At 66.3% G+C, this 12,169-nt stretch carries 12 protein-coding genes; 4 read left to right on the forward strand and 8 right to left on the reverse strand.

The window, feature by feature from the left end:
- Window positions 1–3 precede the first annotated feature (3 nt).
- Window positions 4–2,985, forward strand: a complete 2,982-nt coding sequence (locus L0962_RS10610; RefSeq protein ID WP_234086401.1) for a CHAT domain-containing tetratricopeptide repeat protein — start codon at window positions 4–6, stop codon at window positions 2,983–2,985.
- Here L0962_RS10610 and L0962_RS10615 read toward each other — a convergent pair whose 3' ends face one another.
- Both L0962_RS10615 and L0962_RS10620 read right to left on the reverse strand, forming a co-directional pair.
- The gene (locus L0962_RS10615; protein WP_234086402.1) at window positions 2,986–4,209 is read right to left on the reverse strand and encodes a FecR domain-containing protein; all 1,224 of its coding nucleotides are present in this window, start codon (window positions 4,207–4,209) and stop codon (window positions 2,986–2,988) included. It abuts the gene before it with no gap.
- A gap of 18 nt (window positions 4,210–4,227) precedes the next feature.
- Window positions 4,228–5,193, reverse strand: coding sequence for a hypothetical protein (locus L0962_RS10620; protein ID WP_234086403.1), 966 nt, complete (start codon window positions 5,191–5,193; stop codon window positions 4,228–4,230).
- 140 nt (window positions 5,194–5,333) lie between these two features.
- On the opposite strand from L0962_RS10620, the gene L0962_RS10625 reads away from it, so the two are divergent.
- Both L0962_RS10625 and L0962_RS10630 read left to right on the forward strand, forming a co-directional pair.
- Window positions 5,334–6,002, forward strand: coding sequence for an SIMPL domain-containing protein (locus tag L0962_RS10625; RefSeq protein WP_234086404.1), 669 nt, complete (start codon window positions 5,334–5,336; stop codon window positions 6,000–6,002).
- 125 nt (window positions 6,003–6,127) lie between these two features.
- Window positions 6,128–6,907, forward strand: coding sequence for a response regulator (locus L0962_RS10630; protein WP_234086405.1), 780 nt, complete (start codon window positions 6,128–6,130; stop codon window positions 6,905–6,907).
- Between the two features lie 15 nt (window positions 6,908–6,922).
- Here L0962_RS10630 and L0962_RS10635 read toward each other — a convergent pair whose 3' ends face one another.
- Genes L0962_RS10635 through L0962_RS10660 form a run of 6 tightly spaced genes read right to left on the reverse strand, consistent with a single transcriptional unit; the run spans window position 6,923 to window position 11,545 of the window.
- Complete coding sequence (locus tag L0962_RS10635; RefSeq protein ID WP_234086406.1) at window positions 6,923–7,315, reverse strand: hypothetical protein; 393 nt, start codon at window positions 7,313–7,315, stop codon at window positions 6,923–6,925.
- Between the two features lie 28 nt (window positions 7,316–7,343).
- Window positions 7,344–8,180: a ModD protein gene (gene modD / locus L0962_RS10640; protein ID WP_234086407.1), complete on the reverse strand. Its 837-nt coding sequence runs from the start codon at window positions 8,178–8,180 to the stop codon at window positions 7,344–7,346.
- A 4-nt stretch (window positions 8,181–8,184) separates the two neighbouring features.
- Entirely contained in the window at window positions 8,185–9,255 is a 1,071-nt protein-coding gene (modC, locus tag L0962_RS10645) for a molybdenum ABC transporter ATP-binding protein (RefSeq protein ID WP_234086408.1), read from the reverse strand.
- A 3-nt stretch (window positions 9,256–9,258) separates the two neighbouring features.
- Window positions 9,259–9,936, reverse strand: coding sequence for a molybdate ABC transporter permease subunit (gene modB / locus L0962_RS10650; RefSeq protein ID WP_234086409.1), 678 nt, complete (start codon window positions 9,934–9,936; stop codon window positions 9,259–9,261).
- A gap of 12 nt (window positions 9,937–9,948) precedes the next feature.
- Window positions 9,949–10,695: a molybdate ABC transporter substrate-binding protein gene (gene modA / locus L0962_RS10655; protein ID WP_234086410.1), complete on the reverse strand. Its 747-nt coding sequence runs from the start codon at window positions 10,693–10,695 to the stop codon at window positions 9,949–9,951.
- A gap of 31 nt (window positions 10,696–10,726) precedes the next feature.
- Window positions 10,727–11,545, reverse strand: coding sequence for a TOBE domain-containing protein (locus tag L0962_RS10660; RefSeq protein ID WP_234086411.1), 819 nt, complete (start codon window positions 11,543–11,545; stop codon window positions 10,727–10,729).
- Window positions 11,546–11,733: 188 nt separating this feature from the next.
- Here L0962_RS10660 and L0962_RS10665 point away from each other — a divergent pair, with 188 nt between their 5' ends.
- Entirely contained in the window at window positions 11,734–12,168 is a 435-nt protein-coding gene (locus L0962_RS10665; RefSeq protein ID WP_234086412.1) for a molybdopterin-binding protein, read from the forward strand.
- Window position 12,169 lies beyond the last annotated feature (1 nt).

Raw genomic sequence — 12,169 nt, forward strand, 5'->3', positions numbered from 1 at the left:
CCGATGAACGCCAAGCGCTGGATTCTGCCGTGGGTGCTTCTGTCGCTCGCTCTCTGCAACCCGTCGGTTGCCGCGCCTGACGACGACGAGGGCGGTGAGGATGCCTCGGTCAGCCTGCTGCGCGACGAAACAGCGGTACTGCAGCGTGTGCTGCCCGACCCGGCATCGCCGCTGGTACGCTGTGCTTTCCTGCATCGCCGGGCTGCGGCATTGAGTCGCCTCGGCCGCGGCGAAGAAGCGCAGGCCGAACTGCGCGAAGCCTTCGCGGCGACCCGTCCGCCGGACAGGACCGATGACGGCTGGTGCGAGCGCTGGCGCATGCATAGCCTGCAGGTCAAGATATACCGACAGATCGGCGATCCGCTGGCCCGCGTGGCCTTCCTGCAGCAGATCGGCCCGGAATGGCGGGCGACCAACCCGCGTCGCTATTTCTTCACGCTGATCTGGCTGATGTACGACCATGTCGATCTCGGCATGCTGAGCTCGGCCGAGGAGACGATGAAGCAGGCCGAAGCGCTGCTGCCGTCGTTGCGCCAGTTGGGCAGCTGGCGAAGCGAGGCGGAAAACATCCAGAACCAGTGGACGCTGGCTCAGGCCTATTACCAGATGCTCAACGGCAATTACGCCGAAGCCGAACGTCTGCGGCGTGCGTCGCTGGCGCACGCGATCGCTTACCGCGAATCGCTGGAGCGCGGGCGGGCCCGGGAAGACGAACAGTTGCGGCGCGTCGCGCGCAGCAACATCGTTTCGGCCCGCTGGCTGCTGGCCAGCGCCCTGTCCGCGCAGGGGCGTTTCGCCGAAGCAGAAGGGCTGGTCCGCGAGAGCCTGCGCGAGCTGGGCGAACTACAGGCGGCCGATTCGCCGGAAATGGCGCGGGTCAGCCTGGTGCTGATCCGCATCAAGCGCGAGCAGGGGCAGTTCGGCGAAGCGGAGCGCCTGGCACGGCAGGCCCTGGGGGATATCGAAAAGGGACAGGTGCGTGCGTCATCACCGTTGTTGGCCGATCTGCGTGCCGAACTGGGGTTCACGCTGCAACTGCTCGGGCGCTGGGAGGAGTCGGTTCTGCTGTTCGAGGCGCGCGAACGCGGCCTGCGCAGCAATGCCGCCCAGGCGGCCCGCGTCGGCACCTTGCGGACCGACTGGGCTTACGCGCTGGTGCGGACGGGCCGGAACGACGCGGCAATCGACATGATGCAGCGCATCGTCGGCTATTATCGCCGTCAGCCCTACGCCGACCCGATGCTGGTCGCGCGGGCCCGGGGCTATCTGGCGGTCGCACTGGCCGCCGCGCATCGCGATGGCGAGGCCTTGCCGCTGTTTCGCGAGGCCTTGCCGGAACTGCAGCGTCTTTCCGCCGGCGACGGCGACGACGAGGCATGGGGCGCGGGGCGTCAGTTCCGGCTGAGCAACATTCTGGAATCCTACCTGGCGTTGCTGGCCCGGATGCATGTCCGACAGGAAACCATCGACGGTACCGGCGCAGCGGCCGAGGCTTTCCGGGTTGCCGACATCCTGCGCCGCTCGACGGTGCAACGGGCAGTGCAGGCGAGCGTCGCCCGGGCCAGTCTGCCCGATCCCGAACTCGCCGAACTGGCCCGCCGGGAGCAGGATTTCGGTCAGCGCCGGGCGGCGCTGGTGCGCCTGCTCGCCCGGTTGGCGTCGACCGGCAAGGGCGAGGGAAGGATTTTCAGCGATCTGCAGCGCGACATCGGTAGGCTGGAGGAAAGTCAGGCCGGATTGCGTCGTACGCTGTCCAGCCGCTTTCCCGATTACCTCAACCTGATCGACCCGCAACCGCCGACGCTGGCGCAGGTGCAGGAGGAAATCGCTGGCGACGAGGCGGTCGTGGTGATTTATTGCGCTCACGATCAATCGTATGTGTGGATCGTCCGCCGGACGGTCGCCAGCTTCCGCGTGGTGCCGGTCGATGCGGCCAGGGTTGCCCGGGAGGTGAGCAGGCTGCGTGGCGGGCTGGACCTGTCTGGCGGCCGGCTGCCCCGCTTCGACGCCGCCGCCGCGTTGGCGCAGTACCGCTGGTGGCTGGCGCCGGACGAAGCGCTCTGGAAGGACGCAACAGTGCTCGACGTGGTGCCGCACGGTGCATTGGGGCAACTGCCGTTCGGCCTGTTGCCGACGTCGGACAGCAAGGCGGCAAAGCGCGACGACTGGCTGATCGAGCGGATCGCGCTGACTCAGCAGGCCTCGGTCAGCAGCTTCCTCGCCTTGCGGCGCCAGGTTCGCCTAGCGCCTGGGCAGCAGGCCTTTGCCGGTTTCGGCGATCCGGCTTTCGGCAATCCGCCGTCGGCAAGCGGCGGCGTTCGCAGCCTGCGTTTGATGACCTTGCCGGCGGGTCGGCCGCCGGTCAACGAGGAACCTTTCGTGCGCCTGGCCCAGTTGCCGGACACCGAGCGCGAACTGAAGGAGATCGCCCGGGTACTGGGGGCGCCGGAACAGGCCCTGTTCCTCGGGGCACAGGCCAGCGAACGCAATGCCAAGACCTTGCGTCTGGCGGATTACCGGATTCTGGCGTTCGCCACTCACGGTCTGGTGCCCGGCGAGGTCGCCGGCCTGGATCAGCCGGCACTGGCGCTGGCCAATCCGCGCCTCGCCGACGACCGGGCAAACGATGGCCTGCTGACGCTGGACGAGGTACTCGGCCTGCGCCTCAACGCCGAGTGGGTGCTGCTGTCGGCGTGCAATACCGGGGCTGCCGATGGCGCCCAGGGCGAGGCGCTGTCCGGCCTGGGGCGCGGTTTTTTCTTTGCCGGCGCGCGCAGTCTGCTGGTGTCCAACTGGGCGGTCGAAACCGTTTCGGCCCGGCTGCTGACCACCGGCGTTTTCCGGCAGCAGGTCGAACATCCCGAGATTTCCCGGGCCGAGGCGCTGCGGCGTTCGATGCGCGAACTGATGCGCAGCGAGGGCGGAAAATACGCTCATCCCGCCTATTGGGCGCCTTTCGTACTGGTCGGCGACGGCCGGGGGTGATCAGTGCTGGCGGGTGCTGGCTGAAATGGCCAGCCACACGCCGTCGCGTTGTTCGAGGACGAAGCGCTCCTCGGATTCGAAGCGATAGCTGCGGCCGTCCATCCGGCCCTGTTCGATCGAGCGCGAACGTATCTCGATGCGCGGACAGCGCCCATCGGCTGCGCCAAGCGGTGCGATGTCGGTGCGCGGTCGTTGCTGGCGGTAGTCTTTCAGGCTGCGGACCGCCTGCAGGGTACTGGCGACCAGGTCGTCGCGCTGGAAAGTCCGGGTGTCGAGGTCGCCGTTTTCCAGCATGACGCTGGCCGTGGCTTCCAGGTCGCCGGCGAACAGGGCCAGCAGCCCGGGGGCGTCGCCGCGCGCCAGTGCCCGGTCCAGTCGTGTCAGCCATTCCCGGCCGGTTTTTTGTGGATCGCAGTGCGTCGACCGCAGGCCTTCGGCGGTTGTCGGCGTCGGTGCGTTTTCCTGTGCCGGCGGGGGCGCCGCACCGCTCAGCCGGTCGAGTTCGCCATCGAAGCGACCGGGCACGAAGAAGGCGGGGGTCTTTTCGAGCAGGCGCGGCATCAGCAAGGTCATCAGGGCGCGTGTGCGGATCGTCACCGATGCCGGATCGCGGGCGAAACCGGTCCGTCCGGCATCGATATCGACCTGGCCGCCGCCGGCCGCCAGTCGCGTACCGCCGCGATTGACCCGGTCGTAGGTTCCCGCCTGTTCCGGCTTGCCCGAGGCGCCATCGGACAGGATCAATACCTCGTGATCGGTGCCGCGGATGCCGATGGTCGCCGTCGGGGTGGTCAGCCGGTGCCGCTCCGGTTTCAGGCGTCCCAGCCAGCCGGTGATCACCCGCAGGGCGCCGGTGGCCAGGTGCAGTGCCTGGGTATCGGGTTGCATGGTTTCGTCGGTGGCGTAGTTGTCGATCCGCAGTTCGCTGTTTGGGCGCAGGGCCAGGTAGGCGTCGTCGCGGGTCCGGATCACCAGTTCGCCGGTGCGGCCGCTGCGGATCCGATCGCCGGGAAATACGGCGTCGCCGGCCTTCAACGGTTGGCTGGGGCTGTCCTGGCCCGTTCTGGTGATCTCGCCATGCAGTCGCCAGACTTCACCGAAGCGTTCGGCCGCCGTAGCGATGCCGACCGGCAGGCACAAGGCGAGCAGCAGGCCGAGGCCCGCGACAAAGTGCGCGATGCCGCGCGGGAAGGGAAAGAGGAAGGCCGGTCGCAGCGTCGTCACGGCCTTTCCCGTCGGGGATCAGTCGGGCAGAAAGGTCGGGCAGAGCGGCACGTGCCCGGTGTTCAGATAGGTTTCGCAGCGCTCGATGAAATCCTGTGTGCTCTTGGGCATCGGCGTCCGGGCGCGGGTGATGTAGAAGATCAGGTCGCGGCCCTGGCGGATCAACTGCAGCCCCTGGGTGACGTCATGCTGGACGGCGTCGGCATCGGCCGATGCCGGATGCGGCGTCAGGTTGGCAAGCCGTTCGCCGGCCGTTGCCATGATCGCCCAGACGTCGAAAATATCGGGATCGGTGCGCAAGGTTTCGGTCTTGATCTTGGCCGCATTGGCCAGGTCTCGGATTGCCGTATCGATGCCGGCGAAGGCCGGCAGGCAGGCGAAATTGTGCAGCATCGCGCCGGCGATCCGGTCGATGTCGCGCATCGTCTGGCCGATCTTGATGTAGCGGCTTTCGTAGAAGTCTTCGAGCGGAATCGAGAAGGCGCGGAAAGGTTCGCCCCACAATTCGTCGATGCCTTCCTCGCCACTGCGGTGCAGGACGTTGCGGCCGAGCTCCATGGCTTCGAGCAGGCAGCGCCCGCATTCCCGCATCAGCGGGTTGTCGCTGAGGATTTCGATGCCGCAGGCCTGCAGTTCGACCAGCTTGCGGAAGATGTCGGCGGCGCGGTTGAACATCGCCCCGGCCAGCATGGCACCCTTGACGCGCTTGCGCGCCGGATCGGTTTCGCCTTCGTAAGTGGCCCGGGCTTCGGCCAGACGGGTCCCGGGAATGTTCAGTCCGTGCTCGGTGTGGTTGAACAGGCGTCGGGTCAACGCGTCGATCAGGCGTTTTTTCGCCTCCAGCGTATCGGCCGGCACCGGGTAGGTCTTGATCCAGTAACCGTCGTAAAAAACACGCTCCTCGCCGGCGATGATGCGGCGGGTGCCTTCCTCGGGGTGGTCGTCCTTGTTCGGCACGCGGTCCAGTCGTAGCACATTGATCATGGTTGGCGGAGTATTACAAAAGGCAGAGTCGGCTACAAGTGCACCCGCGCTTCGCCGTGCAACATTTTCTTACCGTCGTGCGGGTCGATTGTTACGGTCCACTGCCGTTAATATGCCGTTTTGATTGTCTGGAGAAAGCCATGAACATCCGCTACCTGTTGCCCCTGCTGCTGTGCTGTGCGGTGCTGCCGGCCCGGGCTGCGAGCACCGTCGAACTTGCCGCCGAGGCCTCCCGGCCGGCGGCCAACGACCTGGTCAGGGCGGTCGTTTTCAGCGAGGCGAGCGGCGCCAGTCCGGCGGCGCTGGCGCGCAAGGTCAACGGCGAGATCGCTGTGGCGCTCGGGTTGGCCAAGGCCAGGGCCGGGGTCACCGTGAAGAGCGGCGCGCAATCGACCTGGCCGGCGTACGGCCGGGAGCAGCGGATCGAAGGCTGGCGCATGCGCAGCGAACTGATCATCGAATCACGCGATCTGGCCAGCGTTTCCGAGCTGCTGGGGCAATTGCAGCAGATGAAGCTCGGCGTGGCCTCGGTCAATCAGTCGCCGGCGCCGGAAACCCGCCGTCAGGTCGAGGATGAAACGACCCGCGATGCGCTGAAGGCGTTCCAGGCCCGTGCCGAGGTCGTTGCCGGTGCGCTCGGCAAGCGCTGGCAGATCAAGTCGCTGTCGGTGCAGCAGGGCGGATCGGCGCCGATGCCGGTGTTCCGGGCCCAGGGCATGCTGGCTGCCGACGCAATGGCGGCACCGCTGGAAGCGGGGGAGAGCCAGGTGCTGACGACGGTCAGCGGGCAGATCGAACTGCTCGACTGAATTCGCTTTCAAAGTCCGCAAACCCAGGCCCGACAAGGAAAAAAACGATTTTATCCATGCTTTGTCATAGCGCTTCTGGTAATCTCGCAGGTCGGGAAAACAGCCAGTGCGGAGTGACGGAAAAGATGCGGATTCTGATCGTCGATGACAACGCCTCGATGCGCAAGGTGCTGGCGGCATTGTTCTCCAGCCTCGGGCATCAGGTGGTGGCCGCACTGCCGGACGGCAGCGCTGTCGAATCGACGGTGCAGCAGACCGCGCCGGATCTGGTCTGCCTGGATTACCACCTGCCGGGCCGCGACGGCCTGAGCATCCTGCGGGCCATCCAGACGATGGCGCCGGAAATCGACGTGGTGTTCATGACGGCTTCCAGCGAAGCCGGCATCGAGGGCAAGGCGGCCGATGCCGGGGCTTCCGGCTTCATCCGCAAGCCATTTGGCCAGGAACAGATCATTGCCGAACTGAAGGCGGTCGAGGAAACCCGCAAGCTGGAAAAGGCCTCGGCACAGCGCGCGGCTTCGGGCGGTGCGGCCCGCAAGGGCCGCCGCGGTACGGCGGTGATTGCCGACGACAACGGTTCGGTGCGGCTGGTGCTCAAGGCCCTGCTGGAAGAGTCGGGGCTGCAGGTGGTGCAGATGGTTTCGAACGGCAACGAAGCGGTGGTTGCGGCGAAAGCGCATCAGCCCGGTCTGCTCTGCCTCGATGTGAACATGCCGGTGATGGGCGGCATCGATGCCCTGCCGCTGATCAAGGAAGCCAGTCCGCAGACCGCCGTGGTGATGGTCACCGGCGAGGCCGACAAGACGATGGTCGCGCAGGCGGCGGGGCTGGGCGCCGTTGGCTACATCCTGAAGCCGCTGCGGCCGGCCTATGTCGAAGGCTTCATCCGCCGCTTGTTCGGCTGACGCTGTCCGGCGCCGTCAGTGGCGCGAGAACAGGTCGCGTACCTTGCACAGCGTCGTGGTGATGTCGAAGCGCGGGTCGGGCATCGCTTCGCCGGCCAGGATCCGGGAGATCGCCACCGTCGGATCGCTGTCGCCGGTGAGCAGCACGTCGCAACGGCGTTGGCGCATGTGGCGGATGAAACCGTCGCCGGCGCTGGCGCAGACGGCGATGTCGATGCCGTCCAGCGGATGCGCCCGGTCGTCCGCGAAGACGTGCAGCACCTCGTCCTTGTCCAGTTCGATGCGCAGCGGGGCGGGCAGCAGCTGGCCGCTGCGGTGTTCGCTCAGGTCGTAGAGCAGCCAGTGCCGGCACTGGCCGGCGTGGCCGCTGACTTCGAGGAAATTCTTGGTGGCGATGGCGATCTTCATGACGGTCTTGTCGGAAAGATGACAGGGGCTACGACGCGGACAAGCTCACCGCAACATCGCGCGGACCGGCGAAATACGGCGCGCTGGTGACCAGGATACGGCTTCCGGCGCGGGCATAGGCGGCTGCGTTGGTGGCATTGATGCCTCCCGCTGCAGCAATTCGCGTGCCCGGAATTTGCCGGGCGATGCGGTCGACCGCATCCACCGGCCATTTTTCCAGTTGCAGGATGTCGGCACCGGCCGCTGCCCAGCGCAAGGCTTCAGCTTCGTCGGCGACTTCGACGACCAGGCTGCGCTCCGGCCACTGGCGGCGCAGCCGGCGCACGCTGTCGGCCGGGGCTTCGTCGAGGAAGGCGCGGTGTTCGGCAAAGACCAGCAGGGTTTCCGACAGGCTCAGCCGGTGCGGCGTGGCGCCGCCGGCGAGTACCGCCTTGACCGCTGCCGCCTTGGTGCCGGGGAAGTTCTTGCGCGTACATACCACGGCGCAGTCCGGGTCGCCTTGCCGCGCGGCGGCGACGATATCGGCCGTCGCCGTGGCGATCCCCGACAGGTATTCCATCAGCGTCTGCGCGGTCTTCCAGACGACATGCAGCGCTGCCGCCCGGCCTTCCAGCGACAGCAGCAGGGTGCCGGCGGCGGCCCGGCTGCCGCTGGCGAGCCGCGGGCCGACCGCTTGCAAGCCGCGCAGTTCGCCCATCCGTTGCGCTTCCTCGCTGCCGCAGACGACCATGTCGAAACGTGCCCGGAAATCGAGTCGACCGCGGCATTCGCCGATGGCCAGCGCAGCCGTCGTGGCGTCGCCGCTGGGGACATCCTCGCCCAGCAGGCGGTCGAGTTCGGCATCGGGCAGGGTGTAGGGGTTCATCGCGTCACTCCATCAGGGCGACCGATTTTATCTGGATGTATACCGGCTGGCCGGCGGCGATGCCGAGCTGGTCGGCCGAGCGTCGGGTCAGCCGGGCCAGCAGCCGGCTGTCGCCGAGTCTGACGCGGACCAGGTGGTTGGCCGGGTGATCGTCCGGCGCGATGGTTTCGATGATCGCCGGATGAACGTTCTGGATGCTGCTGCGACCGGGATCGTCCAGCGCCAGGCTGACGTCCCGGGCGAGCACGCGGACGCGGACCTTCTTGCCGATCGGCAGTTCACGGTCGCGGGTCCACAGGCTGCCGCCGGCGAAATCGACGCGCGCCAGATTCCAGGTCGGGTCGATCGCGCTGATCGTCGCGTCGAGCACGACGCCGGCGTCTTCGCCGAGGCGGATCGGCAGATCGACGCGGGCCAGCGTTTCGCCGATCGGCCCATGGGCGACGACCCGGCCGCCTTCCATGGCGACGATGTGGTCGGCCAGCCGCGCCACTTCGTCCGGCGCATGGCTGACGTAGATGACCGGAATGTCCAGTTCATCGTGCAGCCGTTCGAGATAGGGGAGAATTTCCCGCTTGCGCTTGAGATCGAGCGCGGCCAGCGGTTCATCCATCAACAGGATTTCGGGACTGACGGCCAGGGCGCGGGCGATGCCGACTCGCTGCCGTTCGCCGCCGGATAGCGAATCCGGTTTGCGCTCGAGCAGATGGCCGATGCCGAGCAGTTCGACCGCCTGGTCGAGCGCGATGCGTCCTGCGGTCGACGTGCGCTTGCGGCCGAAATTCAGGTTGCCGAGCACCGACAGGTGCGGAAACAGGCTGGCTTCCTGGAACACGTAACCGAGCGGCCGGCGGTGCGTCGGCAGCCAGGTTTTTTCGTCCTGCCAGGTTTGGCCGCGGAAGACCAGTCGACCGCGACCGGCGCGTTCGAGGCCGGCGATGCAGCGCAGCAGCGTCGTCTTGCCGGAACCGCTGTGGCCGAACAAGGCGGTGACGCCGCTGGCCGGCAGCGACAGGTCGACATCCAGCGCAAAGCCTGGCCAGTCGAGCTTGAAACGGACTTCGATCGGGGTCATCGCTCAGGCTCCCTTGCGGGCGCCCGGGCGCCAGACGTACATGGCGAGCAGGACGAGGAAGGAGAAGATCAGCATGACGGCGGCCAGACGATGGGCGTCGGCATATTCCAGGGCTTCGACGTGGTCGTAGATCTGGACCGAGGCCACGCGACTGACGCCGGGGATGTTGCCGCCGATCATCAGCACGACGCCGAATTCGCCGACCGTGTGGGCAAACGACAGGATGCCGGCGGTGATGAAGCCGGGTAGCGCGAGCGGCACGGCGACGCTGAAGAAGGTGTCGAGCGGCGAGGCGCGCAGGGTTGCGGCAACCTCCAGCGGCCGGTCGCCGACGGCTTCGAACGCCGTCTGCAGCGGCTGGACCATGAAGGGCAGCGAATAGAACACGGAGGCGACGACCAGCCCCCAGAATGTGAACGGCAGGGTGCCCAGGCCGATCGACTGGGTGAACTGACCCACCGGGCCGTTCGGGCCCAGTGTGATCAGCAGGTAAAAACCGATCACCGACGGCGGCAGGACCAGCGGCAGCGCGACGACGGCACCGATCGGCTGTTTCCACCAGGCCCGGCTGCGCGCCAGCCACCAGGCCAGCGGCGTGCCGAGCATGAACAGGATCGTCGTCGTTGTGGCGGCCAGCCGGACGGTCAGTCCGAGGGCCTGCAGGTCGGAATCGGTCAGCATGCGTCTATCCGCTCAGCGCAGCGCGTAGCCGTAGGACTTGATCACCGCGTGGGCGTAGGGCGACTTCAGGAATTCCATGAATGCCTTGGCCGCCGGGTTGTCCTTGCCCTTGGCGAGGATCACCGCGTCCTGCAGGATCGGCTCGTGCATTTCGCCCGGTACGATCCAGGCCGAACCGCTGTTCAGCTTGTTGTCCTTGAACACTTGCGACAGCGCGACGAAACCGATATCGGCGTTGCCGGTGCTGACGAACTGGTGGGTCTGCGAAATGTTTTCGCCCTGAACGAACTTCGGCTGCACGGCGTCGAGCAGTTTCAGCCGGGTCAGCGTTTCGATCGCCGCGGCGCCGTAGGGTGCGGTTTTCGGGTTGGCGACGGCGAGCTTGTTGAATTTTCCGCTCTTCAGGACATCACCCTTGGCATCGACGAAGTCCGGCTTCGACGACCACAGCACCAGCGTGCCGACGGCATAGGTGAAACGGCTGCCGAGGACGGTCTGGCCTTCCTTGTCGAGCTTGGCCGGCGTCGTGTCGTCGGCTGCGAGGAAGACCTCGAACGGCGCGCCGTTGGTGATCTGGGCGTAGAACTTGCCCGTGGCACCGAAGGCGAGTACCGCCTTGTGACCCGTCTTGCGTTCGAATTCGCCGGCGATCTGCTGGACCGGAGCGGTGAAGTTGGCGGCGACGGCCACCTGGACTTCGGCGGCGTGTACGCCGGCGGCGGCGAGCAGGGCGACGATGAGCGTGGAAAGACGTTTCATGGAGGATCTCCTGAGGTGGTTGAAAACTGGATCAGATCTGTTTGCAGAGAATGACCGACGAGGCCTTGAATACCGCGCAGGCCTGACCGCCGACGACCAGCCCGAGCCGTTCGATGCTGTCGTGCGTGACCACGGCACAGACCGACTTGCCGTTCTTCATTTCGAGCGTGACTTCCGAGTTGACCGGACCTTCGTGGATGCGCGTGATTTCGCCCCACAGATGATTGCGGGCGGTAGTCCTGATCGTCGGGTCGTTGAGCAGCAGCACCGACGACGACTTGACCAGCGCAGCGATCTCGCAGCCGATGCTCAGACCGAGCATCTCGGCGGAGTCGTGGGTGATGATCGCGACGATCTCGTTTTCTTCGTCGAGCTTGATGCGGACCTCGAAATCGACATGCCCCTCGCGCAGGCCGACCACCTGGCCGACGAACTGGTTGCGCGCGCTGGTCTTCATCGACATGTTCCGGAGCAGTCGCTTGAAGCCCTGCAGGTCGCTGGCCTGGCCATCGTTCATGCTGGCCGTCAGGCGATCCAGCGCCGACTGGTATTCGGCTTCCAGCGCCCGGTAGAGCGCGATGATCTTGTGCCCGTAGGCGGTCAGTTGCGTGCCGCCGCCGTGCTTGCCGCCGGTCGAACGGACGACCAGGGCTTGTTCGGCCAGATTGTTCATCGCATCGACGGCATCCCAGGCTGCCTTGTAGGACAGCGGCACGGCCTTGGCGGCCTGCGAAATGGAACCGTGGCGGTCGATCGCCTCGAGCAGCCGGATCCGGGTGTCGCCGAGGAAGGTGCCGAACTGGCCGTCGAATTCGAGTTTGCCACGCAGGCGAGGGGCGGATTGGTCCATGGATTGGGTGTTTGTGTATATAACGGTGGTCGATGTTACCGGAAAAACCTGGGTCTGTTCGGCTTGCGCTATGCTTGGTTACGAATAGGGAATATCGCGGGATTGTCGGGAAAGTGAAAAAGCCGGGCTATTACTTTCGTACATAGCGAAAAATGGGCCAGAAAACGATGTACTGCGGGAGCGATGCGATGAATGTCAGTGCACGCAATGTTTTTAAAGGGAAAATCTCGGCATTGACCGAAGGTCTGGTCAACGTCGAGGTCGCCGTCGATCTGTCGGGGGGCGATACGCTTGTCGCAATTGCGACAGTGGAAAGCCTCCGCGGCCTCGGGCTGCAGCCGGGGTGCGAGGTGATGGCCTGGGTCAAGGCGCCCTGGATCATCCTGATCAGCGGCGGCCAGGCCGGCACGCCGGGTTTTTCGGCGCGCAACCGGTTGACCGGAACGGTGCGCCAGTTGATCCGCGGCGCCCTGAACTGCGAGGTCACGCTGAGCCTGGCCGGCGGCAGTCTGCTGCATGCCGTGGTGAGCAACGAGGCGGTACGCGACATGGGCTTGCAGCCGGGACTTCCCGCGACCGCGATGATCAAGGCGAGCGACGTCATTCTCGGCGTGCGTGGCTGAA

The sequence above is a fragment of the Azonexus sp. R2A61 genome, assembly GCF_021401135.1.
Classification (GTDB): Bacteria; Pseudomonadota; Gammaproteobacteria; order Burkholderiales; family Rhodocyclaceae; genus Azonexus.

Bases quoted from the DNA above. Each gene is read 5' to 3' on its own strand.
- L0962_RS10630 (WP_234086405.1), top strand. From the start codon at position 6,128: ATGCGGATTCTGATCGTCGATGACAACGCCTCGATGCGCAAGGTGCTG.
- modC (WP_234086408.1), bottom strand. From the start codon at position 9,255: ATGACCCCGATCGAAGTCCGTTTCAAGCTCGACTGGCCAGGCTTTGCG.
- L0962_RS10610 (WP_234086401.1), top strand. From the start codon at position 4: ATGAACGCCAAGCGCTGGATTCTGCCGTGGGTGCTTCTGTCGCTCGCT.
- L0962_RS10620 (WP_234086403.1), bottom strand. From the start codon at position 5,193: ATGATCAATGTGCTACGACTGGACCGCGTGCCGAACAAGGACGACCAC.
- modA (WP_234086410.1), bottom strand. From the start codon at position 10,695: ATGAAACGTCTTTCCACGCTCATCGTCGCCCTGCTCGCCGCCGCCGGC.
- L0962_RS10625 (WP_234086404.1), top strand. From the start codon at position 5,334: ATGAACATCCGCTACCTGTTGCCCCTGCTGCTGTGCTGTGCGGTGCTG.
- modB (WP_234086409.1), bottom strand. From the start codon at position 9,936: ATGCTGACCGATTCCGACCTGCAGGCCCTCGGACTGACCGTCCGGCTG.
- L0962_RS10665 (WP_234086412.1), top strand. From the start codon at position 11,734: ATGAATGTCAGTGCACGCAATGTTTTTAAAGGGAAAATCTCGGCATTG.
- L0962_RS10660 (WP_234086411.1), bottom strand. From the start codon at position 11,545: ATGGACCAATCCGCCCCTCGCCTGCGTGGCAAACTCGAATTCGACGGC.
- L0962_RS10635 (WP_234086406.1), bottom strand. From the start codon at position 7,315: ATGAAGATCGCCATCGCCACCAAGAATTTCCTCGAAGTCAGCGGCCAC.
- modD (WP_234086407.1), bottom strand. From the start codon at position 8,180: ATGAACCCCTACACCCTGCCCGATGCCGAACTCGACCGCCTGCTGGGC.